The organism is Bacillus kwashiorkori, assembly GCF_001375515.1.
Taxonomy (GTDB): domain Bacteria; phylum Bacillota; class Bacilli; order Bacillales; family Caldibacillaceae; genus Bacillus_BK; species Bacillus_BK kwashiorkori.
In genome coordinates this window covers 87,122-109,163 of the sequence record NZ_CTDX01000014.1, presented here as the reverse complement: position 1 = coordinate 109,163, position 22,042 = coordinate 87,122, and the positions used below count along the sequence as shown (strand labels likewise).

Genomic DNA, 22,042 nt, shown 5'->3' with positions numbered 1-22,042 from the left:
AACTTGAGTTCATCTGTAATATCATAATTTAACCGTACCATGTTTTTTCTGTTTGTGAATATTATAACTTTTACAGTTTTATTACATTTATCCTGCTAAAAAACACGACAGAAATAATCGCTACCCTATCATGATCGTTTCTTCAGAATAATGAAATGTTTCTTTTTCCTTTTTCTTCGTTAGTGCAAAAGCAAGTGTTAAAGGACCTACTCGGCCAGCAAACATTAATAAAGCAATTAGTATCTTTCCAACTGCTGTAAGCTCCGAAGTATATCCTAAACTCATCCCAACCGTACCAAAAGCTGAAACAACTTCAAATAATAGAACGTTCAAAGGTGCCTTTTCTGTAATAGTTAATACAAATAAAACGGTGGACACGACAAAAAATGAAAATACTGTGATGGCATATGCACGGTAAATAAGATCTCTTTGAATCATCCTTTTCATGACATGAACGTTATTATTCCCTCGAATAATTGTTATTAAAGAAAACAGGATAATCGCAAACGTCGTAAGTTTAATGCCACCCGCAGTACCACCAGATCCCCCGCCGATAAACATAAATATAACCGTTAAAAGTTGAGAGCTTAATGTTAAATCACTAGTGGATAAAGAATTAAATCCTGCAGTTCTAGGAACAACACTGTGAAAAAATGCAGCTAACCATTTTTCGCCAGGAGATAAATTTCCAAGTGTCTTTTCATTGTCGAATTCCATGAAATATATTGCCATAGTCCCAAGAACAATAAAAAAGATAGTTAAAAGAATAACTAATTTTGTTTGAAGGGAGTACTTTTTCCACAAACGTCTTTTCCAAATATCAAGAACAACAGTAAAACCAAGACCACCAATAATGATTAGTCCACTGATTGTCATAATAATTGGGAAGTTCCCATTATATGCTGTTAAACTTTGATAATTTCCTATTAAATCAAAGCCAGCATTGTTAAAAGCAGAAATGGAATGAAATAGTCCATAAAAACTTGCTTTCCAAAAGCCGAACTCGTTCAGCCAACTCAACGTTAAAATAAAAGCACCGATTGTTTCCATAATAATGGTGAATATAAAGATGAATTTTACTAGGCGAACCATTCCCTCTAGGCGATTTTGATTAAAAGACTCTTGAATCATGAGACGACTTTGCAGGCCTATATTTTTTCCAAATAATAGTGCGATTAAAACACCAAACGTCATAAATCCTAATCCACCCATTTGAATTAATAGCATAATAACTATTTGCCCAAAGACGGTAAAAGTAGTACCCGTATCAACTACGACTAGGCCTGTTACACATACTGCTGATGTGGCTTCGAATAATGCATCAATAAAAGAAAGGGAAGTCCCATTAACTGTTGCAAACGGTAGTTTGAGTAATAGCGTACCAATGATGATTAAAGCAATAAAGCTGAGAGCGAACATTTGGGGAGGGTTGAGATGTGACCACTTAACATAATTTTTCTTTCGTTTTTTTTGAGTTTTACCTATCATCTTTTTCACCACTAATTTCTCTAGAATAAAACATGACGCCATCCTAATATCGAATGACGCCAAAAAATCTGAGCTTCTCTAACCAATAGAATATAAAGTAACATATTTCGGTTTATTTATGATTATGATAACATACCTCGGTTGATAAAATTAATACATTTCATTATCGGGTTTTTACTTCGATCAACAATTTTCAATTCGTCCATTGTAATTCTTTCTTGATTATCGGCTATCCATTTTTTTAATTCTTGTTTATCTTTACAATACGTATGATACGTTTCGCCGCCTTTACCGATTGCATTTACTACATATCTACATGTTTTACCCATGCTGCCCACCTTTAGGAAGTTAATTATACAATATGAATTATAACAAGGTTAACCAAAAATTCAACCGTTTTTTTAAGTTAATTCATTCTATTTTTACCAATGGAAAATATACATATTCCGAAACAAAAATAAAATTACTTGCTGGGATATAATGAAATTATTCCATATCATTTTTTATCCATCTTTTTAGTTCATAAAAAATGAAACCATTCATGTCTTATTTGGAAATTAATAGTAGCGGTAACGGTGTTAATCATGTATAATTGAAACGTTTTGAGACTTATTTTTATGAAAGACTTTGTTAAACTTTATCGTTGATTTATTCAAAGGTTAGATGTTTTCACTAGTGTATGCTTCGACTTTTTTGTCAATCAAGAAGCTGGCAAATCACCGTTTAACAAAGTTTTATAGAAAGAAAAATAAATAGAGGAGAGTTCATTATGTGGTTTATTTTTTCCATATTAACAGCCTTAAGTTGGGGTGGCGCAGATCTATTCTATAAAAAGGGATCAGACAGCAATGATAAATATAGTCATCTGAAAATTGTCATTATGGTCGGTCTTGTAATGGGGATTCATGCTACTGGTTATATGATGATTAAAGGCATTTCTTTTGATCCATTTGATATGATTAAGTACTTACCTGTTTCGGCACTTTACATATTATCTATGACCATTGGTTATATTGGGTTAAGATATATCGAACTATCCATTGCATCACCTGTACAAAATTCCTCTGGGGCTGTTACAGCCATTTTATTATTTATCTTTTTCCCTAGAGAATTAAGTGTCTACCATATTATTGGTATTACTGCGGTAACTTTTGGGGTAATTGCTTTAGCAGTATTAGAAAGACAAGCACAGATGCGAGCATTATCGTTGGAAAGGGAAAAAATTGATAAAAAATATCAAATTGGCATTTTAGCAATTACGTTTCCAATTTTATATGCGCTTATCGATGGACTTGGGACATTTGCAGATGGGATTTATTTAGATGAACTTAGTTTAATTAGTGAAGATGCTGCACTTCTCGCTTATGAATATACTTTTCTCATTTGCGCGGTCATTAGCTTTATTTATTTATCGATAAAAAAAGTTCCCTTTCATATCTTTAAAGAACGGGATAAAGGGATTGCGGCTGTATTAGAAACGACTGGACAATTTTTCTATGTATTTGCTATGGCGAAAAACGCTCTTATTGTTGCACCAATTATTGCTTCTTACAGTATATTTTCCGTTATTTTGTCACGAATTTTTATAAAAGAGAAATTAACTCGGAAACATTATCTTGTTATTGCCATAGTAATGCTTGGTATTGCACTGCTCGGGGTCGCAGACGAATTGTAATGTTAGAGAATAGGTATAAGTGAGTGTGGATAAATTCCATTTACTGAAAAAAAGTAAATTAAAACCCAAGAATGCGGATGTAATGAACTGCATCCTTGGGTTTTTAATATAATAGGTTAAACCATTGCTTTCCCAATTGTCCTAGTCTTGTTATGAAAATTTCCGTTCTTTCTATTAGTCTAGAAATTTCCTATTTATTGGGCTGTAATACCGCCATCCACAACAAACTCTGAGCCAGTGGAATAGCTTGATTCATCAGAAGCAAGATACAATACGAGATTCGAGACTTCTACTGGTTTTGCAATTCTTTTCACTGGGATAAATTTAGAGAATTCCTCCACGGCAGCCTTTGTATCCTCTTGTACAACCATTGGCGTTTCAATGACACCAGGATGGACCGAGTTTACTCTAATGCCATAATGGGACAGTTCCAATGCGGCTGCTTTTGTCATTCCTCGAACAGCAAATTTCGTATCTGTATAACCTACTGCTCCACCCACTAACCCGTTTATGGATGAAATATTAATGATAGAACCGCCACCTGCCTTTTGCATTGATGGAACAACTGCCTTCATTCCTAAAAATACAGAAACTTGATTGATGTCTACGATTCTACGATACTCTTGTTCTGTTAAATCTGTAATACTTTTTGCCATTGTTATACCAGCATTATTAACCAAAATATTAATCGGTCCAAACGTTTCTTCTGCTTCTGTTACGACAGTTTCCCAATCAACAGCTTTCGTTACGTCCTGTTTAATAAATTTTACATTTTCTCCAAGTTCTGATGCTAGAGCCTTGCCTTCATTTTCCAGGATGTCTGTAAAAACTACTTTTGCCCCTTCAGCTACAAATGTTTTCACGTGGGTTGCACCCATACCGCGCGCACCACCAGTAATAACTGCTACTTTGCCATCTAACCTTCCCATAAATATCCCTCCGTACCATTATTTGTATCCACTTTCATTATATATTAGTAGTTTGTTAAAAATCAAACAATCTGCAATTTTACAATTAATGTAATAAATTGGTATTCATTAGTTAAAAATAGTAAATACATCATTAAGGAAGTTACTTTTTAACATTTAATATCACTTGTTTCGATTATAATAGGAATAAAGTAAAAACTAAAACAATGCTTCGTTAATCTATTTTTATGAGCTCGTTGGACATTCTATAATGTCTATCCATTCCTAGTGTAATTCGTAGTGAGTGAAACTTGCTTACTAGTAAGGGAAAACAGCATGTGGGTGTAACAAACTATTTTTAAGAAGGAGGGATTAAGTTGAGTGGAATTATCTTATTCGATGGCGAATGTAATTTTTGCAATAAAAGTGTTCAGTTTATAATAAAACGGGATCCACATGCATACTTTAAATTTGCTTCTTTGCAAAGTGATATCGGTCAAAAATTGCTTATTGAATATGGCGTTCGAGAAGATGTGGACAGTTTGGTTTTATTAGAAGGGAAAACGTATTACGTTAAATCAACGGCAGCTCTAAAAATATGCAAAAACTTATCTGGGTTTTGGCAGGCGGGGAAGTATTTTTTATTCCTACCTGAACGTTGGAGAAATATGGTCTATGATATGATTGCAAAAAATCGTTATCGGTTTTTTGGCCGCAGTTCGCATTGTTTATTACCAACACCGGAAGTTAGGAAAAGGTTTTTGTAGTTGGGATCTGGTTACGAAGGGTTATTGACTACTAATCTTTTATTTTTCCATTATTATCTTTTAGTTTGCAGAATCTTTATATAAGTAAGAATAGAAAATGAGGTTATTGCCTACCGATTATTTGTTTCTCCTCTTCATCCGCGAATTACTCTTTTAAGTATTTGCGAGTTTTTGCTCATGTATCCATGAATATTTTTTCGTCAAAGACCATTTTAAAAAGTAAAAAAGCCACCCCATAGTTGTGTGGCTAATATGATTTGACATTTTGAACGATTGTTAGTTATTTGTTTTTCCAGGTGGATAATAGTAAGGCGGTACTTTTATCCAACCTCTTTTTTTCATCGCTTCCTTTAAATTCATGCCAAATTTCATTTTTTCTAATAATGCATGGGTAAAAAGTCCTGCAACATCATTACGTACCGCTTGTGAAATTGTTGTTGCACATTGCATAATGGCAGTAACTGTTTTTATACTCAGGCCATTTATTATTTCTTCATCCGTTAGTTTTGCTCCAAGCGGAATTTCATTTGGGTTGGATTTTGGTCGTTGCTCACTTGTTGGCGGTAGAGGAATTCCTTCATTAATTAAAAAATCACGAACCCGGTTTGCTTGTGTTTGACATTGTTCCAAACTTTCCATTAATATATGTTTTACTTCATCATCTGTTGTTGTATTAATCCCAATTTCCAAATATACCGAGGACTCATCCATAATAGTTAAATACATCCAACAATTCATTACTTCTCCTACATGTAATGGACTTTTTGGTTCATCATCTAGTTTCGTCTGAAAATATTCCTTTATCACTTCGATTATATTTGTCATAAAGAAGCACCTCCTTACGAAACTATTGTCCTCCAATATCCATTTTTTATCCATTTTTCTTTTCTTTCGCAAAAAATTAAACGCAACCCCGCCTCCCGCAACGTGATGGGAATCACTTTAGCGCTTTAAAGCGGTGGGGGACTGTCCCCAGCAGTCAGTCGCTCGATGATTCGACGTTTGCGATACAGCATTTGTCCTGCTTCCGCAATGTCGTTAATGGCGGATCGGTTGGTGAAGGCACCAAAGATTAAACCTGCAACTGGGATCATTTGAAATAATTTTTTCCAACCGAACTGGTCACGGTACGTAAAAAATACTTCACGCCACCCTTGAATTTCTGAAACTACTTCTCTTTTTTCTTCACCAACAGGCATATTGTAATGAGTAAGCTGGGATAAAATTGTCTGTTTTCCTACATAATCGGATGAAACAAATTGTAAAACTTTCACAATAAATATTCGTTCACTTTTTTCATTAGGATTATACCCATAACAAATGGCGATATCTTGCAACGTTTTCAGTTGCAAACCGAGTAAAAGTGGTATATCAATTGTTAACGTAAAGATACCTCCAAAACCAGTACTGGCTCCTTGAAATGTTGCTAATTTTTTCCTTCCCTTTGCTATATTTTCTGCCGCCTTATCCATTTCTACTATATATAAATCGAAGACATCTTCTAGTCCACTAAATTGTTTCCCAGGATAATAGTCATTTAGTTTTTCAATGGAACTTAAATACGAACCGCCAGTTTGAATATAATTGCCCATTTCGTCAAGCAAAACCCCTACTTTCTCATGAATAAACTTTGGTGTCCATTTATCCAAAATTTTAAAAGGTATTCTCCCTAGCTTTTCCCAAAACCATAAGTCGCTTTGGTCTTGCTCCCATTTTTTCACTTTATGTAATTCTTCTTGAAGCCATTCTATCGTCTCTCTTCCCATTCTACATCACTCCTCATGTACAACATACGCATCAGAAATCATTCCGTTTCACAAAACTGTTTTTAAAGTAGTGGGGGACTGTCCCCCTATAAATTATTCGTTCTCATTGGCGGGGCGGTAATTGAAAATATTATGCTTTTTATAGCTTTTCCTACATTATGTGATAGTTTTATTTTTTTTAGTTTAGGTTTCCAAGAAATTAGACATAATAATGTATAGTGCTGTTAAATCATTGTTGACTCGTCATGAATTATTATACTTTAATATCATATTGGGGCTTTTTTCACAAAATGTTCAAAGTTATTTCAGTTATCTCCTTGAAATAAATAAAAATTCCTTTATAATAATAATTATTCTAAGATAATTTTTCTTTTAAAAGACTACATATTAAAATATTCAGGAGGAAGATATTATGTCACTTATTGGAAAACAAGTTGAACCATTTTCATTAAAGGCTTATCAAAACGGAGAATTTCTTGATGTAACAGAAGAAAACTTCAAAGGGAAATGGAGCGTCCTATGTTTTTATCCAGCAGACTTTACATTTGTTTGCCCTACGGAATTAGAGGATCTTCAAGAACAATATGCAACATTAAAAGATTTAGATGTTGAAGTTTATGCTTGCTCCGCAGACACTCATTTCACTCATAAAGCATGGCATGACCATTCAGAAGCTATTAGTAAAATCGAATATATTATGATTGGTGACCCATCTCACAAACTGATCAACATGTTTGATGTGTTGAGAGAAGAAGAAGGTCTTGCAGATCGCGGTACCTTCATCATTGATCCAGATGGAGTAATTCAAATGGTGGAAATTAATGCAGATGGAATTGGTCGTGATGCAAGTGCATTAGTTGATAAAATCAAAGCGGCACAATATGTACGTAATCATCCAGGTGAAGTTTGCCCTGCAAAATGGAAAGAAAGTGGAGAAACATTAAAACCAAGTCTTGATTTAGTAGGTAAAATTTAATTCATCTAAAGGGAGCAGGATAAAACAATGATTTTAGATGCAGATATAAAAGCACAACTCGCCCAATATCTCCAAATGATGGAGGGCGATGTGCTGCTAAAAGTTAGTGCTGGCAATGACAAGGTTTCAAATGATATGTTAGAGCTAGTAGGCGAACTTGCAAAAATGTCACCAAACATAAAAGTAGAACGGACAAACTTAGACAGAATCCCAAGTTTCAGTGTCAATCGTATCGGGGAGGACACGGGGATTACTTTTGCTGGCGTTCCACTTGGGCATGAATTTACTTCTTTAGTACTTGCACTGTTACAAGTAAGTGGTCGAGCTCCAAAAATTGACCAAAAACTAATGGATCAAATTAAAAATTTGAAAGGCGAGTATCATTTCGAATCCTACATTAGCTTAACTTGTCACAATTGCCCTGACGTTGTACAAGCTTTAAATGTTATGAGTCTGTTAAACCCTGGGGTAACCCATACGATGATTGATGGGGCTGCTTTTAAAGATGAAGTGGAAAGTAAAGGCATAATGGCTGTACCAACTGTATTTCTTAATGGGGAATTTTTTGAAAGTGGCCGTATGTCAGTAGAAGATATTCTTGCTAAATTAGGAAGTAAGCCAGATGCTTCTGAATTCGCTGATAAAGAACCTTTTGATGTACTTGTTGTTGGTGGGGGACCAGCTGGAGCTAGTTCAGCCATTTATGCTGCTAGAAAAGGCATTCGCACTGGCATCGTAGCGGAACGGTTTGGTGGCCAAATAATGGACACGTTAGGCATTGAAAACTTTATTAGCGTGAAATATACGGAAGGTCCAAAACTTGCTGCTAGTTTGGAGGAACATATAAACGAATACAATATTGATGTAATGAAATCTGTGCGTGTGGAAGGTATTGAGAAAAAAGATCTAATAGAAGTTCAACTTGAAAACGGCGCAGTTGTGAAAAGTAAAACAATTATCTTAGCAACTGGTGCTCGTTGGCGTAATGTTGGTGTTCCAGGTGAATTGGAATTTAAAAATAAAGGCGTAGCCTATTGTCCACATTGCGATGGTCCTATCTTTGAAGGAAAACATGTAGCAGTAATTGGCGGTGGCAACTCTGGAATCGAAGCTGCAATTGACTTAGCTGGAGTTGTAAAACATGTCACTGTTATAGAGTTCTTACCAGAATTAAAAGCGGACAAAGTATTACAAGAACGACTATATAGTCTATCAAACGTTACTGTAATTAAAAACGCTCAAACGAAAGAAATTACTGGAACAGATAAAGTAAATGGGTTAACATACATCGACCGCGATAGTGGCGAAGAACATCATATTGAATTAGAAGGTGTATTTGTTCAAATCGGTTTAGTTCCAAACACCGATTGGTTAAGTAACTCGGCTATTGAACGGAATCGTTTTGGAGAAATTATCGTTGATAAGCGAGGGGCGACTAATATTCCAGGAGTTTTTGCTGCTGGAGATTGTACAGATAGCGCATATAAACAAATTATCATTTCTATGGGTTCTGGTGCAACCGCAGCCCTAAGCGCCTTTGATTATCTTATCCGTAACTAAAAATACTCAACAAAAACAACCACTAAAAAACAATAAGTCTATAGTGGTTGTTTTTTTCTAGGTTCAATTTCCCACAATTCATGAGAATAGAAAAGGCTTGAAATGTCATTTGCGACACCCATGAAACCGATTTTTCACCATGGTGAATGAAAATAGCTATATTTTCAGGGTAGCTTATATAAAAAATGTAATAAGATTTTATCAAGCATCAATAACTACTAACATTTACAGAGCTTGAGTAATTTTATTTAACAGTTCTCTTTTTAAATATAATCCAATAAAAAGGAAACGTGATTAAATGGATTAAAGAGAAAAATAAAACAACATTAAAGAATGGGGTATCATAGAAATTAAACCATTCAGTAAAAATTTTTGTTTGTAACATTTCATTCCCAAAATTACCAAATTCAAATTCATTAACAAATGGAGTATTATCAACCATTATCAATATGAAATGAAGAAATAAAAAAAACCAATATTCATTAACCAATTCCTCATTACGTATCATCCTATTCTTTTATAAAATATCATTCTTTCAAGAACTAGGGAAAGAACGTTTTTTATTGCACATATGATTCAGTTCCGAGATTTAACTAAAATATCTTTTTACTATAAATACGTATGGAAAGTACCCACGAAAAAAAATATATAATCAAAACCCCTAGACTCACGATTAAATAGGATTGATCGTTATCTAATGCCAATACTAGCCCACTAATCTCCCTTATCATGTCATTCAAATTAGGTAAAAATAAATTAATCAACATTAAATACAAAACGAATAGAACACCAGAAGCAATCAATAAATAATGACTATTAAACATGTACGAAAAAGGAAAAGCAAAGGAGATAAATATAAGTACGATATTCGTAATAAATAACATGTTTCTCCACGGAAAAATTTCTTTGTGAATAATTAAATGCCCTATAAAAATAGTCACTAAGACGAGAATGACAAAAACACATGCACCTATATATTTAGAACTAACAATTTCTTTTCGACTGTAAGGTAATGAATTTAATAAAAGATGGATTGGTGATTTTTCGTCTGCTGAAAAACATTGCATAACAATTGCAATACTAAACAATATTCCTACCCAAATTGCGGAAGTAGCAAAATTAATAGATACAAACAACAATGTCAGCATAATTAACAATATATTTTTTTGTAATAAAAAATCTTTACGTATAAGATTCAACATTTGAACTCTTCCCTTTCTTTGTATAAAGCATAATATCTTCTAACGTTGGCTTTTCTAAAATAGCCAAATCACCAAATATTTTTTCAGCACGCTTTTTATTCGCAGATAACGCTTCAAATCCATGATTTGATTTCCGTATTCCAATAAATTCTTGCTCTGTATCCTGATCCAGTAAATTCTTATCTCCTTTTACAATGACATATTCTTCTTCAATTTTATAAAACTCCTTGGAGAAAACATGCTGACCATGATGGATGAAGGTAATATAATCAGCAATCCGGTCTAAGTCTGTTGTAATATGCGTAGAGAAAAAAATGGTTTTTTCACTGTCTTGCATCAGGTCATGCAGAATATCTAATAACTCTCTGCGAAATATTGGGTCCAAGCCCGAAGTTGGTTCATCCATAATAATTAACTCTGCATGGTGTGATAATGCAAAGGTTAAAGAGACCTTCATCATCATTCCTTTTGAAAATGTTTTTAGCTTTTTCTTTAATGGTAATTCAAAAGTGTCGACATAATAGTGAAAAACAGAATCATCCCAGTTTTTATAAGACGGATGAATGATGTTCTTCATTTCATTTAATGTAATATTTTCATAGAAAACGTTACTGTCATATACAAAACCAATTCGTTGCTTTATTTCCTTCTCATGTTTTTTATAATCGAGGCCAAAAATGGAAAGTTTTCCTCTATCCGGCTGTAATAAGTTCATAATTAACTTAATCGTGGTAGACTTTCCTGCCCCATTTGCACCAATAAAACCTGTAACAAATCCTTTCTTAACTGAAATGGATAAATCTTTTAGTTCAAATCCTTTAAAAGCCTTATTCACATGTTGTAATTCAATGACATTTTCCATCATTCTTCCTCCCCATACAGAATAGCAAGAAGTTCGCTTAATTCTGCCAAATCTATTCCTATTTCCTTACTATTTTGAATCGCTGCCATTAGTTGTTCTTCAATTACTTTCCTTTTTCGCTCCACAATCATTTGATTATTTTGTTCAGACACAAACGAGCCTTTTCCAACTATCGAGTAGATAAAGCCCCTTTTTTCAAGTTCTTCATATGCTCGCTTTGTTGTAATGACACTTATATCCAAATCCTTCGCTAACCCTCGCATAGATGGTAAAGACTGTCCCGCTTTCAATTCATTGGTCAAAATATGTTTCTTAATCTGATCATAAATTTGCTTATAAATAGGTTCCTTTGAATTATTGGTTATTATAATTTGCATGCAAATACCTCTTTTTATATTGTATATATACTTTATATACATAATATACAACTAATGATTATTTTTCAACACTTTTTTTCAAAAATGACATCCATAAAATTACGGAAAAGTTTTTTTCACCTTTCCGGCTACTTTTTCACTGTTTTTCTGGAGTAGAGTAAAGCTTTGCAATGCAGAGGGAAGAATTCGAAAATAACAGAGGAAGAAAAAAGAAAATATATCTCCGTCAAAAATTGAATTTTTTATTGAAAAAGGTATGAAAAAACTCGGGCTCCTGTTGAGGATGACCCGAGTTTTTGGTGTATTCTATATCAAAAAGGAAAAATGTTGGTATGTTAACATTAAACTAGACAAAATCAAAAAATAACGAAACTGCAAGACCAGAGCGATTTGTAACCAAAAAATGCAGGAATGTGATGATGAGCAATACATCGTGAACATCCAAGAAAAGCTGAAGAATGTCTTGAAGTTAAAAGGCTTAACACCAAAATTTTTCACTCACTCGTCGAAAAGATCACATGTTACCTTGATGGTCCCATCATTATTCAGTACAAGTTCGTCAATCCTTTACAAGGAAAAATAGCATAAAAGGCAACAAAGCAATGCGTTAGTTGCCTTCTTTTAAAATGAGTTGCGAGACACACTCCACATGATTGGTAAACGGGAACATGTCGACTGGTTGTACTTTTGTTGCTTTATACCCTGCACCTACTAATGTTTGTAAGTCTCGAGCTAATGTAGCTGGGTTGCACGATACATAGACAATTCGTTTCGGTTCCATAGTAGTAATTGTTTCTAGTAATTTCTCGTCACAGCCTTTTCGTGGCGGATCAACGACAAGGACATCCGCTTGAATTCCTTTTTCTGCCCACATAGGAATAACTTTTTCCGCCTCACCAACTGCAAATTGTACATTACTAATACCATTTAATTTAGCGTTCCGCCTAGCATCATTAATGGCATCCGCAACAATTTCCACTCCATATACTTTTTTCGCCCTTTTTGCTAAAAACAAAGAAATTGTCCCTATTCCACAGTATGCATCGATAACCGTTTCTTCCCCTGTTAACTCTGCAAACTGTAAAGCCTTGTCATATAAAATTTTCGTCTGAACTGGATTTACTTGATAAAATGATTTAGCAGAGATGGCAAATTTTACCTCACCAATATAATCATAAATTACTTCATTACCCCATAATGCGATAACTTTCTCCCCTAAAATAACATTCGTCTTATTCGTATTAACATTTTGTATGAGTGATGTTAATTTTGGTAAACGTTTCGTAAGTAAGTGGATTAAAGTCTTTTTATGAGGGATGTCATTAGTTCTTGTAATGAACACAACCATTAGCTCTCCTGTTTGTATCCCGTAACGAACCATTATATGGCGCAACACCCCTGTATGGCTCTCTTCATTATAAGGAGGGATGTTTAACTCGCGACAAACTTCTTTCACCACTTTTACCGCTTCATTAACTTCCTGCAGCTGGATAATACTATAATCGGTATCAATAATTTCATGGGTTCTTGGCTTGAAAAACCCTGCTACTAACTTACCATCTTTTTCACCAACGGGAACTTGAGCCTTATTTCGGTACTCGGTAGGATGTTCCATTCCGATAATTGGCAACACTTCTACCTCGCTTAATTTTCCAACCCGCTTCAGCACCTGTTCCACATAGTTTTGTTTGAAATTAAGTTGTCCTTCATAACTCATATGTTGCAATTGGCAACCACCGTATTTAACCAATTCTGATTCAGGAATATTCACTCGATATCGACTTTCACTTTTCAATTCCACTAATTTCCCGTATCCAAACGATTTATTCACTTTAATAACTTTAATAAGTGCCTGTTCTTCAGGAAGTGCTCCTTGTACGAAGATTGGATAACCTTCTACCTTTCCAACCCCGAAACCTTCATGTGTTAAATCATCAAAAGCAACATCTATGTATTCATTTTTCTTTACTGGAGGTTGTTGTTTCATTTACTTCATCCTTTTATAAAAATTTATAAACGGTACGAAAAAAGACAATACACTATGGTCGATTCTCGTGAATTACCTTAAACACTACCGTAAAAAGTCCGATCAAAAAGTGGATTTTCCACTATAATGTTTTTTCAGTTTCTCGATTTGTTCACTAATACGATTTTAAAACGCCTGAACATTCAGTAGGTGTATTCATAGTCTTTCACAATTTGAGACACTTAAATCGCTCCAACAAACGAAAAAAGGACCATTAAAGGAAGTGGCCCTTATTCATTCGGTTCTCTCACTTGGTTTTCCGGAGCTAATTTGCCTACTGGTGCAAAAACTTCTAAATGGCGATACAAATTTTTAAATTCTACTGGTGCAACGCCGCCTAACTCACCATCTAAATTAATTAACACTTCTTCAGGTGATGTAACTTTTACATAACTTGCTTTCGTATAAATAACAAGTGGATCATTAATATGTTCACCGCGGATAGCTAACGTTGCAATCCGGATAAAGTCAGCTAAATTAACCTTTTTTAAAATTAGCAAAGAAAAATATCCGTCGTTAATGGAGGCATCTGGTGCTAATTTTTCAAAACCGCCGACGGAGTTCGTCAAGCCAATGAGAAACATCATCGCATCACCCTCAAAAAACTTACCATCATATTCAATGCGAAGATTGGACGATTTAATCGAAGGTAACATTTCAATTCCTTTTAAATAATAAGCTAATTGTCCGAGCATTGTCTTTAATTTACTTGGAACTTCATACGTTAACTCGGTAATTCTGCCGCCACCAGCAATATTAATAAAATATTTATCATTCATTCTGCCTAAGTCAATAGGAACTGTTTCGTTATTTACAATAATATCTGTCGCTGTTAGTATATCGCGGGGAATATGCAACGCCCGCGCAAAATCATTCGTTGTTCCTGTCGGTATAATTCCAAGTTTCGGTCGATATTCTTGCTCGGCAAGGCCATTGACCACTTCATTTAACGTACCATCTCCACCTGCTGCAACAACTATATCGTAACGTCTTTCTACTGCAATTTTTGCCGCCTTTGTTGCATCGCCAGCACCAGTTGTCGCATGACATGATGTTTCATATCCAGCTCTTTCCAATTTTTCTAAAACATCGGGTAAATGTTTGCGAAATATTTCTCTTCCTGATGTCGGATTATAAATGATACGTGCACTTTTCATAAGCATCATCCATTTTCTTTTTATTTGTCATCCCACTGAAAATAATAACGTAAGAATAGTCTCGGAGCAAATTTTAAATCCAATTTTTTACCTTATATTAGTAATCTACCCATACAATAAATAGCGCTTTTTTCACAGCGTTCCACCTTACTATTATAAACCAAACTCAATCTGAACACTTTCTGAATCTAAAACTAAAATTGTATATTCGCCTTTTCCTATCTTTTTTACTGCTTCAACTACCCACTCTTGTTCATTATATTCTCTTAAAACTTTTTCATTCTCTTCACTTGTTCTGTCACTAGATTCAAAATCCTCCAACCTTTTGATTTGATCCCAACCAAGCTCGCTATTAACGATCCTACTATCCCGTGCAACTACTGATACATTTTCGTCTTTTTTTATTTTAACGGTAACATTCCCAGCATTAGTTACTTCCCAATTACTTAACAATGTCCTGCTTTTTAATTTAATCTCGTGTTGATGCCCGTTCACTTCTAAATTTATATTTCCAGGTACTAAAATAGTCGGTGTCACTTCACCTATCGTTTGGAAAAATTGCTCCTTAACCGGGAGCTCTTTTATTCGAATAAAAATAGTATCGCCATTTATATGTTTCTGAATAAACTCTTCTGGTTTGTCCACTAATTTCTCTAACTTTCGTACTGTTGATTGATATGTACCAAACACAGAAACTTTTAGCTCATTCGTCGATTCGATTGTTAAAGGATAAGCAGTGTCTACTACTATTCGCTTTATAACACTTGGAACTTCTTCATCGAAAATCGGCAAATCTAATGTTTTCTGCTCTGAATTTACCGCATAATCGATTTTATCAATGATTCCAGTTGTATTCGCTAACGCAAATGCCACCCCTAGAGATCCAATTACAATGACAAAAATAATACTTAAAAAGTCATATTTTACTGGCGGATTTTCTTTTTTATTCATTTGTAAAAACACTAACAGCTCGATGCCCAAAATAATCAAAATAACAGGCCACCATGCTTTCATTACTGCAGACAAATTTATTTTTAAAAATTGAGCAGCAAAAAGGAAAAGACCTAGACTAATTAATGCAGCTCCCATTGAGTACGTACCAACACGCCAACTCCGCATCTTCTCTCCTCCTGTTTAATTTATAGTTTAGGAAAAAACCAGCAGAAATACCGCTATTATTTTCCATGCTCTTCTACCTTTCTACTACTAAACAACAGCTTGATCCCGCCAAAAATAAATAAGGCAGACACAATTGCTGTTTGGAAATAGCGGTCAAACAAGTAATAAATGTCTATTTCCCACATAGCTTCCAGTTTTGGGGCTAACGATGGAATAATGATATTATTTGCTAAGTAGTAGGCCCCAATTAATATTAAGCCAACTCCAACCCAACGTTGATGATTTATTAAATAAGAGATGATAGGAACATCATTTACCTCTCCTTGTTCATAATTACTCGCTTTTTGCATCCCGTCAAAAAAGCTATAAAACCAAATAATTGGAATAAGAAATAGGAAAAGACCTAATCTTAGAAAATCTAGCACATAAATAGAAAACAAAAACAGCGCCATTAGTTGAATTCCCCGCTTTTGATAACCTAAATAAAGATGACCTGCTCCAGGGAATAACGACAAAATGGTTGCGACCGATTTACTTTTCTTTCCATCTTCCCGTCGCATTTCCAATTCTTCAAGAATACTTCTATCCTCAAGCAATTCTCCTCGCTGTTTTTTCTCCAACTGCTTCATTGCATCAAAAAAGCCAAAGATCCAAATAACAAGTAAAAAGATACTAAAGATTAAAAACTCGCCACGTCCTGTCAACAAAGTAACGAAGATAATCATGCCAGCAAGCCCAATAAAAGCAATTAACAATGTAAGTCCACGGTTCATTAAGTTAAGTTGCAAATGTCCGAGCCCTGGTACAAAGGACAAAATAATAGTAAAAAACCTTTCTTGTTCATTTGATTTCGTTCTTTGTTCTGGATTATTTTGCGAAACGGATTTCCCATACAGCTTGGATGCTGTCACAGCCGTATCGATAAAATTGATTAAGTAAAATAAAATGGTAAAGCCAAATCCTAAAAAGATAAAAATATCCCACCAGCCGCTCATACCATATAAGAAGTAAAATAGGAAGGGAGAAGCTATTACTGCAAACGTATAAAATAGCCCCCGAATTTTCCCTAAATATAAAAGTCCAGCACCTGGGAAAAAGGCAAGTAAAAATGCTAAAATTGGGTTTTTCACTAGTTATTTTCCTCCTTCTCTTTCATCACTCATAATGAAGTCAATAAAACCTGTTGTTTTATTCATAATCTCTACCGTAAATGATTTGCTTTCTTGAAAACTTTCCTCTTGTACCGATATCATTTCGCTAGCGACTTTATCAAAAATACCAGATGACATCAAAAATAACGTCGCACTAGCAGCTACACAATAATGTAGCCATTTTTGTCTATAATAGTTTTTCTTCCTTGATTTCCTTGTTTTCTCACGGTCTTGCTCTATTGAAACGAGTGAATTTATTTGCTCCATAACCCCATTAGTAAAAGCCATTTCATCTTGGATAGCTATATCCAAAATTGTATCCGTTGCCTCGATATATAGATTTAAACATTGGTCACAGTTATAAAGATGCTCTTCCATCTTTTCTGCCTTTTTCTCTTCCACTTCACCATTTCGATATTGCCGCCATTCATCAATAAGAAAATGCCTAGATTGAGATTTCATAAAAACTCTTCCTCCTTCCAATGTTTTTTTATCCAAACTCGAGCCCGATACAGTTTTGTTTCAATCGTTTTTACTTGGACTTGTTGTTCATTAGCTAATTGTTCGTATGATTTTTCAAGGATGTAATACCCGTAAATGACATCTCGATAATTTTCCGGCAAGTCCCGTATCCTCTCCTGAATTTTTCTACGCTTTTCCTCCTGAATAATGGTTTCTTCTACTGATCGTTCCTCACTTGCTGTCTCTAAATATGTATCGGATACTTCTTCACGCATCCGTGCTTGTTTTCGTTTTATATCAATGGCATGATTGATGGCAATTCTTGATATCCATGTTTTAAAACCTTGATTTTCATATTTAGGGAGAGATGTGAAAATTTTCAAAAACACTTCTTGTGCTGCGTCTTCTGCATCTTTTTGATTTCGCAAAACACCATACACTAGGCGAAATACATCGTTTTTGAACATTTCCACTAGCAGGCGAAATGCTTGTTGATTTCCTGACTGAGCCTTTTTTATTAATGTATCAAGTTGAATCTCTCTCCCCTCCTTTAAAAATAAGTTTCATCCTAATAGACGATAAGTTCGACGAAAAACCCTACACTTTTTTCTACTGTTTTTACTGTAACATGATATTTTCATTTGTGGAAAAAGTAATTCTACCACGAGAAAGAAGTCCGACGTGCAGATCGACAAAGATGATCGTAGTTTCCGCCTGTTTCATCCCCCTATGTAAAAAACAAGAGGCTACACATGCCAACCTTTGTGACAATACTTATGTAGCGACCATTGCTTGTCTAACTAACCGTATGTATGCGGGCAGTTTGACTCCCGCCTTACCTTATCGTTTTATTTAAAATTTGTGTCGTCAGTCATACTACCCGTTAATATGGGATAAAGTATATTAAAGTCGCAAGGATATTATTTTGCTAGTATTTTAGCTACTATGACGAACTATATTTTACACAGCATTTTTTACAAAAGGGGTCTTTTAATTTTTTAAAAATTTAGTATAATTGTAGTAGCAATTATTCTGGAGGTGTTGTAATGTCGCTACGGACGGTACTACTTAATCGAATGTTTATTAATGGAGAATGGGTAAAAGCAATTAGTAATGATTCATTTAACGTATATAATCCTGCGAATGGACAAAAAATTGCCTCGGTTCCAAAAGGTAGTTACGAAGATGCAAAACTTGCGGTTACCGCTAGTCATGAAGCTTTTCAAAAGTGGTCAGAAAAAACAGCTGAGGAACGGAGCCACTTATTAAAAAGATGGTACGATTGCATTCTCGACCATAAGCATGAAATTGCTGAAACGTTAGTATTAGAGAATGGAAAGCCAATGAAAGAGGCACTTGGAGAAATTACATATGCAGCTAGTTTTATTTCTTGGTATGCAGAAGAAGCAAAACGGATTTACGGAGAAACGATACCTGCATCTGCACCTGATAAAAGAATTCTCGTTTTAAAACAACCTGTTGGAGTGACTGCCGTCATAACACCGTGGAATTTCCCGGCGGCAATGATTACGAGAAAAGTGGCCCCTGCCCTTGCTGCTGGTTGTACGACAGTGATTAAACCAGCCGAACAAACACCATTAACTGCACTAAAGCTTGCAGAAGCAGCAGAAATAGCCGGTATTCCTCCTGGTGTAATTAACGTCGTCACTGGAGACCCGAAAGCAATCGGTGCAGCTTGGTTAGAAGACTCACGGGTGCGAAAATTAACTTTCACTGGCTCCACGGCTGTCGGGAAATATTTGATGAAAGGTGCGGCGGATACAGTAAAAAAAGTATCTTTAGAACTTGGCGGACACGCGCCATTCATTATTTTTGATGATGCAAATATTGATTTAGCTGTTCAAGGAGTTATCCAGTCAAAATTCCGCAATAGTGGCCAAACATGTATTTGTACAAATCGAATTTACGTCCATGAATCGATTGCAGCAGAAGTTGTCGAAAAACTAGCAGAAGAAACGAAAAAATTAAAAGTAGGTTATGGTCTCGAAGCAAATACGCATATCGGTCCACTCATCGATGAAAATGCTTACTTAAAGGTAAAAAGTCATATTGATGATGCCGTTGCTAACGGAGCTTCCATTGCTTGTGGCGGAAAGCGGGTTACTGATTTGGAAGGCGGTTATTTTGTCCAGCCTACGATTATTAACGATGTGACCGATGAGATGAAAATTATGAATGAAGAAACATTTGGTCCCGTTGCTCCTGTCACTACTTTTAAAACAAAAGAAGAAGTAATTGAACGGGCTAATCATTCTCCATTTGGCTTAGCCGCCTATGCTTTTACGGAAAACTTAAAGACTGCCATCTATGTTTACGAAAAGCTAGAATACGGGATTGTCGGTTTAAATGATAGTTTGCCATCCATTGCTCAAGCACCATTTGGCGGTATGAAGGAAAGTGGTTTAGGAAGAGAAGGAGGACATTTTGGTATCGACGAATTTCTCGAATTGAAATATGTTTCTATTAAAATATAGGAGAAAATAGATAGATCTTGTGATGAACATTCGCTGTAACGAGATGCCTATTTTATTAGTAGTCATATTTGTTGGCGTAACCTCTCTTCCCATGAGAAAAGGCGGCTAATTATTGCCGCCTTTAAAAATGCTCAACCACCCGATCACGAGACGACTGATACGCCCGACTACTTCGCCAAGGTCTAGTGGCATACGTTAAATTAATTTTTGACGCTTGATAGCGAAAAAGTCCCATTATCTCTTCACCGTGCTGTAAAAACAAGCACTCTTCGCTTATCTCTTCTAAGTTTTTTAAATACACAGAATAAAAATGAGGACCGAAATCTAAAACAATTGCATGCTGGAATGACCTTTCCATACCACTAAAGTTATGAAACTGCATTTTTCCGCTGCGAACTTCCTTCCACCATTTATTAATTGTTTTCTGCATTGGTGCACCTAATTTTGTTGAATACACTTTTGGAACGAATAGCGAAATAATTGCTAGTAAAAGGGCTAATAATTCATACATTAAAATATTTAAATTCCAAATGTAACCGATGGAAAAGCCAAAAAATAAAAAATATAAGGCTAACATCATTGGACCGTTCTTTTTAGTAAAATATAAAGTTAAATACGTTCCAACAAGAAAAAAAAGTAAAGTGAATAAATCAAAGCTATCTGCCATTCCTATCACTCCAGCAGTCACTACCGTCGTTAATAACCAGAAAGGAGTGACGATATAAAACAAAAGTTGGCGAAATTTAGTTTGCCGAATCCATTTATTCAATTCTTCATCTGTTCGCACTAATTTTGCCCATTCCTTGATTTTTTTGCGAAACAACTTTCGGTTCCTTACATGCTCATCATAGTTTCGCCAATCATTTGTCTTCTCATAATTAGTCAGTACTGGTAAATAATCCAATACGAAAACTTTTTCATTATTCTCAGTTGTAAAAAGCCATTCCACTAAATATTGCTCGTGTTTTTTTAATGTTTCTAACGGTGTTACTAAAATCAATTTCGGTACCATCTTTGGAGCCCGTTCATCTTGCTGATAGGCTTCCTTTGCAGCTATCCATTCCACGCGAACATATTGTTTTTGCACAAGACTATATAACCCCGCAATAATATCTTGGTAATGAAATTTCAGCTTTCTTCTAAAGGCTAACAATGTTAAGGAATCTAGTTGTTCTACCGAGTTCAACCGTTCTGCACTAGAAAACAATCGAATCAATCGTGGCGGATAAAAAATGGAGAATACCGTTAACAGCAGTACAATAACGGTGAAGTACATATAAAAGTCATCCATAATCGGCAGCCACGCATTATGCCGAGATAAGCGCTGTTTATATATTTTTTCCTCAGCCAAAATCGTCTCGAGCATCGCTTCATTTTCGTCTATCTTCTGATCATATAAAAAATCAGCTGGAAAAACGAGGCGAAACTCAATCGGTGAACCTCCTCTAATGTTTTTGTTATAGTAATATAATGAATGAGAAGTAACCTCCATTTTTCCATTTGTTAAATCGTGAATAAATCCATATGTATACGGTGGGAAATATTCTTGTTCCGATAAAAAAATGGTTATAGTCAATTCCTTTATGTCATCCATTTGAAGTGGGCTAAAAAAATTCCAAGTTAAGTCACCGACATCTTTATATTTTCTCACCACACTATCAAGGCGATATCGATAAAATACTTTCCTCCGCTCATTTTGGTAACTATCCAGAACGTTATATGTACTTTCATCTCTAGTAACCGTTAATGATTCTAGCTCCTCAGGCAATTCATACCAAGTGGCAACATCATTTGGAACTTTATATCCTTCAAAAAATTCCACTCTAGTCGATTTATCTAACTCAATAATCCGCGAAATACTATCATGTTTCCCGATAAAGTTATAACTATATAACTCTTCCACATATAAATCACCGTCCGGTAATACGTAAGCAAAAATCTCCAACTTATCAATCTCTTTTATAGCTGCGTTGGCGTAGATCATTGGATAACTCATTACAATGAAACAAACGAGTAATAAAGTGAAGATTGCTTTTTTATAATACTTCAAA

21 protein-coding genes are annotated in these 22,042 nt (G+C 35.0%); 5 read left to right on the top strand and 16 right to left on the bottom strand.

Annotation, left to right across the window (positions count from 1 at the left end):
• Positions 1-120: 120 nt before the first annotated feature.
• Together BN1242_RS06055 and BN1242_RS06050 are read right to left on the bottom strand one after the other, a co-directional pair.
• The gene (locus BN1242_RS06055) at positions 121-1,488 is read right to left on the bottom strand and encodes a TrkH family potassium uptake protein (RefSeq protein WP_071435469.1); all 1,368 of its coding nucleotides are present in this window, start codon (positions 1,486-1,488) and stop codon (positions 121-123) included.
• 122 nt (positions 1,489-1,610) lie between these two features.
• Positions 1,611-1,817, bottom strand: coding sequence for a hypothetical protein (locus BN1242_RS06050; RefSeq protein WP_062352815.1), 207 nt, complete (start codon positions 1,815-1,817; stop codon positions 1,611-1,613).
• 440 nt (positions 1,818-2,257) lie between these two features.
• On the opposite strand from BN1242_RS06050, the gene BN1242_RS06045 reads away from it, so the two are divergent.
• Complete coding sequence (locus tag BN1242_RS06045) at positions 2,258-3,163, top strand: EamA family transporter (RefSeq protein WP_062352812.1); 906 nt, start codon at positions 2,258-2,260, stop codon at positions 3,161-3,163.
• 194 nt (positions 3,164-3,357) lie between these two features.
• Here BN1242_RS06045 and BN1242_RS06040 read toward each other — a convergent pair whose 3' ends face one another.
• Positions 3,358-4,092: a glucose 1-dehydrogenase gene (locus BN1242_RS06040; protein WP_062352809.1), complete on the bottom strand. Its 735-nt coding sequence runs from the start codon at positions 4,090-4,092 to the stop codon at positions 3,358-3,360.
• 356 nt (positions 4,093-4,448) lie between these two features.
• Here BN1242_RS06040 and BN1242_RS06035 point away from each other — a divergent pair, with 356 nt between their 5' ends.
• Complete coding sequence (locus tag BN1242_RS06035; protein WP_062352806.1) at positions 4,449-4,838, top strand: thiol-disulfide oxidoreductase DCC family protein; 390 nt, start codon at positions 4,449-4,451, stop codon at positions 4,836-4,838.
• Between the two features lie 276 nt (positions 4,839-5,114).
• Here BN1242_RS06035 and BN1242_RS06030 read toward each other — a convergent pair whose 3' ends face one another.
• Both BN1242_RS06030 and BN1242_RS06025 read right to left on the bottom strand, forming a co-directional pair.
• Positions 5,115-5,663: a DUF3231 family protein gene (locus BN1242_RS06030; RefSeq protein WP_062352801.1), complete on the bottom strand. Its 549-nt coding sequence runs from the start codon at positions 5,661-5,663 to the stop codon at positions 5,115-5,117.
• 125 nt (positions 5,664-5,788) lie between these two features.
• On the bottom strand, positions 5,789-6,604 hold the full coding sequence (locus BN1242_RS06025; RefSeq protein WP_062352798.1) for an EcsC family protein: 816 nt from the start codon (positions 6,602-6,604) through the stop codon (positions 5,789-5,791).
• Between the two features lie 412 nt (positions 6,605-7,016).
• Between BN1242_RS06025 and ahpC the strand changes: the two genes are divergently transcribed.
• Together ahpC and ahpF are read left to right on the top strand one after the other, a co-directional pair.
• Entirely contained in the window at positions 7,017-7,580 is a 564-nt protein-coding gene (ahpC, locus tag BN1242_RS06020) for an alkyl hydroperoxide reductase subunit C (protein ID WP_062352796.1), read from the top strand.
• Between the two features lie 27 nt (positions 7,581-7,607).
• Complete coding sequence (ahpF, locus tag BN1242_RS06015; RefSeq protein WP_062352793.1) at positions 7,608-9,140, top strand: alkyl hydroperoxide reductase subunit F; 1,533 nt, start codon at positions 7,608-7,610, stop codon at positions 9,138-9,140.
• 244 nt (positions 9,141-9,384) lie between these two features.
• On the opposite strand, the gene BN1242_RS13905 is transcribed toward ahpF, so the two are convergent.
• The 10 genes from BN1242_RS13905 to BN1242_RS05965 all read right to left on the bottom strand — a co-directional run bounded on the left by BN1242_RS13905 (position 9,385) and on the right by BN1242_RS05965 (position 17,963).
• Entirely contained in the window at positions 9,385-9,648 is a 264-nt protein-coding gene (locus BN1242_RS13905) for a YfzA family protein (RefSeq protein WP_062352790.1), read from the bottom strand.
• Between the two features lie 85 nt (positions 9,649-9,733).
• Positions 9,734-10,342 carry an ABC-2 transporter permease gene (locus BN1242_RS06005; protein WP_062352787.1) on the bottom strand — a complete coding sequence of 203 codons (609 nt, stop codon included), beginning with the start codon at positions 10,340-10,342 and terminating at the stop codon, positions 9,734-9,736.
• Complete coding sequence (locus BN1242_RS06000; RefSeq protein ID WP_062352784.1) at positions 10,323-11,204, bottom strand: ABC transporter ATP-binding protein; 882 nt, start codon at positions 11,202-11,204, stop codon at positions 10,323-10,325. The genes BN1242_RS06005 and BN1242_RS06000 overlap by 20 nt, the downstream gene beginning before the upstream one ends.
• Positions 11,204-11,581 (bottom strand): GntR family transcriptional regulator, encoded by a 378-nt coding sequence (locus BN1242_RS05995; protein ID WP_062352781.1) that lies wholly within the window; start codon positions 11,579-11,581, stop codon positions 11,204-11,206. Before BN1242_RS05995 ends, BN1242_RS06000 begins: the two co-directional genes overlap by 1 nt.
• Before the next feature lie 607 nt (positions 11,582-12,188).
• Complete coding sequence (gene rlmD, locus BN1242_RS05990) at positions 12,189-13,568, bottom strand: 23S rRNA (uracil(1939)-C(5))-methyltransferase RlmD (protein ID WP_062352778.1); 1,380 nt, start codon at positions 13,566-13,568, stop codon at positions 12,189-12,191.
• 269 nt (positions 13,569-13,837) lie between these two features.
• Positions 13,838-14,764, bottom strand: coding sequence for a diacylglycerol kinase (locus BN1242_RS05985; protein WP_062352775.1), 927 nt, complete (start codon positions 14,762-14,764; stop codon positions 13,838-13,840).
• A 153-nt stretch (positions 14,765-14,917) separates the two neighbouring features.
• Positions 14,918-15,883 (bottom strand): LiaI-LiaF-like domain-containing protein, encoded by a 966-nt coding sequence (locus BN1242_RS05980; RefSeq protein WP_062352773.1) that lies wholly within the window; start codon positions 15,881-15,883, stop codon positions 14,918-14,920.
• 56 nt (positions 15,884-15,939) lie between these two features.
• A complete protein-coding gene (locus tag BN1242_RS05975) occupies positions 15,940-17,013 on the bottom strand; it encodes a hypothetical protein (protein ID WP_062352770.1) in 1,074 nt (357 codons plus the stop codon).
• A gap of 3 nt (positions 17,014-17,016) precedes the next feature.
• Positions 17,017-17,496, bottom strand: a complete 480-nt coding sequence (locus tag BN1242_RS05970) for a hypothetical protein (RefSeq protein ID WP_062352767.1) — start codon at positions 17,494-17,496, stop codon at positions 17,017-17,019.
• Positions 17,493-17,963, bottom strand: coding sequence for a sigma-70 family RNA polymerase sigma factor (locus BN1242_RS05965; protein ID WP_238985093.1), 471 nt, complete (start codon positions 17,961-17,963; stop codon positions 17,493-17,495). Before BN1242_RS05965 ends, BN1242_RS05970 begins: the two co-directional genes overlap by 4 nt.
• A 579-nt stretch (positions 17,964-18,542) precedes the next feature.
• Between BN1242_RS05965 and BN1242_RS05960 the strand changes: the two genes are divergently transcribed.
• Positions 18,543-19,991: an NAD-dependent succinate-semialdehyde dehydrogenase gene (locus tag BN1242_RS05960; RefSeq protein ID WP_077216126.1), complete on the top strand. Its 1,449-nt coding sequence runs from the start codon at positions 18,543-18,545 to the stop codon at positions 19,989-19,991.
• A gap of 121 nt (positions 19,992-20,112) precedes the next feature.
• On the opposite strand, the gene BN1242_RS05955 is transcribed toward BN1242_RS05960, so the two are convergent.
• Positions 20,113-22,041 (bottom strand): DUF2207 domain-containing protein, encoded by a 1,929-nt coding sequence (locus tag BN1242_RS05955; RefSeq protein ID WP_062352761.1) that lies wholly within the window; start codon positions 22,039-22,041, stop codon positions 20,113-20,115.
• Position 22,042: the final 1 nt, after the last annotated feature.

Coding starts and splice junctions, on each gene's coding strand:
- BN1242_RS06055 (WP_071435469.1), bottom strand. CDS start 1,488: ATGATAGGTAAAACTCAAAAAAAACGAAAGAAAAATTATGTTAAGTGG.
- BN1242_RS06050 (WP_062352815.1), bottom strand. CDS start 1,817: ATGGGTAAAACATGTAGATATGTAGTAAATGCAATCGGTAAAGGCGGC.
- BN1242_RS06045 (WP_062352812.1), top strand. CDS start 2,258: ATGTGGTTTATTTTTTCCATATTAACAGCCTTAAGTTGGGGTGGCGCA.
- BN1242_RS06040 (WP_062352809.1), bottom strand. CDS start 4,092: ATGGGAAGGTTAGATGGCAAAGTAGCAGTTATTACTGGTGGTGCGCGC.
- BN1242_RS06030 (WP_062352801.1), bottom strand. CDS start 5,663: ATGACAAATATAATCGAAGTGATAAAGGAATATTTTCAGACGAAACTA.
- BN1242_RS06025 (WP_062352798.1), bottom strand. CDS start 6,604: ATGGGAAGAGAGACGATAGAATGGCTTCAAGAAGAATTACATAAAGTG.
- ahpC (WP_062352796.1), top strand. CDS start 7,017: ATGTCACTTATTGGAAAACAAGTTGAACCATTTTCATTAAAGGCTTAT.
- ahpF (WP_062352793.1), top strand. CDS start 7,608: ATGATTTTAGATGCAGATATAAAAGCACAACTCGCCCAATATCTCCAA.
- BN1242_RS13905 (WP_062352790.1), bottom strand. CDS start 9,648: ATGATACGTAATGAGGAATTGGTTAATGAATATTGGTTTTTTTTATTT.
- BN1242_RS06005 (WP_062352787.1), bottom strand. CDS start 10,342: ATGTTGAATCTTATACGTAAAGATTTTTTATTACAAAAAAATATATTG.
- BN1242_RS06000 (WP_062352784.1), bottom strand. CDS start 11,204: ATGGAAAATGTCATTGAATTACAACATGTGAATAAGGCTTTTAAAGGA.
- BN1242_RS05995 (WP_062352781.1), bottom strand. CDS start 11,581: ATGCAAATTATAATAACCAATAATTCAAAGGAACCTATTTATAAGCAA.
- rlmD (WP_062352778.1), bottom strand. CDS start 13,568: ATGAAACAACAACCTCCAGTAAAGAAAAATGAATACATAGATGTTGCT.
- BN1242_RS05985 (WP_062352775.1), bottom strand. CDS start 14,764: ATGAAAAGTGCACGTATCATTTATAATCCGACATCAGGAAGAGAAATA.
- BN1242_RS05980 (WP_062352773.1), bottom strand. CDS start 15,883: ATGCGGAGTTGGCGTGTTGGTACGTACTCAATGGGAGCTGCATTAATT.
- BN1242_RS05970 (WP_062352767.1), bottom strand. CDS start 17,496: ATGAAATCTCAATCTAGGCATTTTCTTATTGATGAATGGCGGCAATAT.
- BN1242_RS05965 (WP_238985093.1), bottom strand. CDS start 17,963: ATGTTCAAAAACGATGTATTTCGCCTAGTGTATGGTGTTTTGCGAAAT.
- BN1242_RS05960 (WP_077216126.1), top strand. CDS start 18,543: ATGTCGCTACGGACGGTACTACTTAATCGAATGTTTATTAATGGAGAA.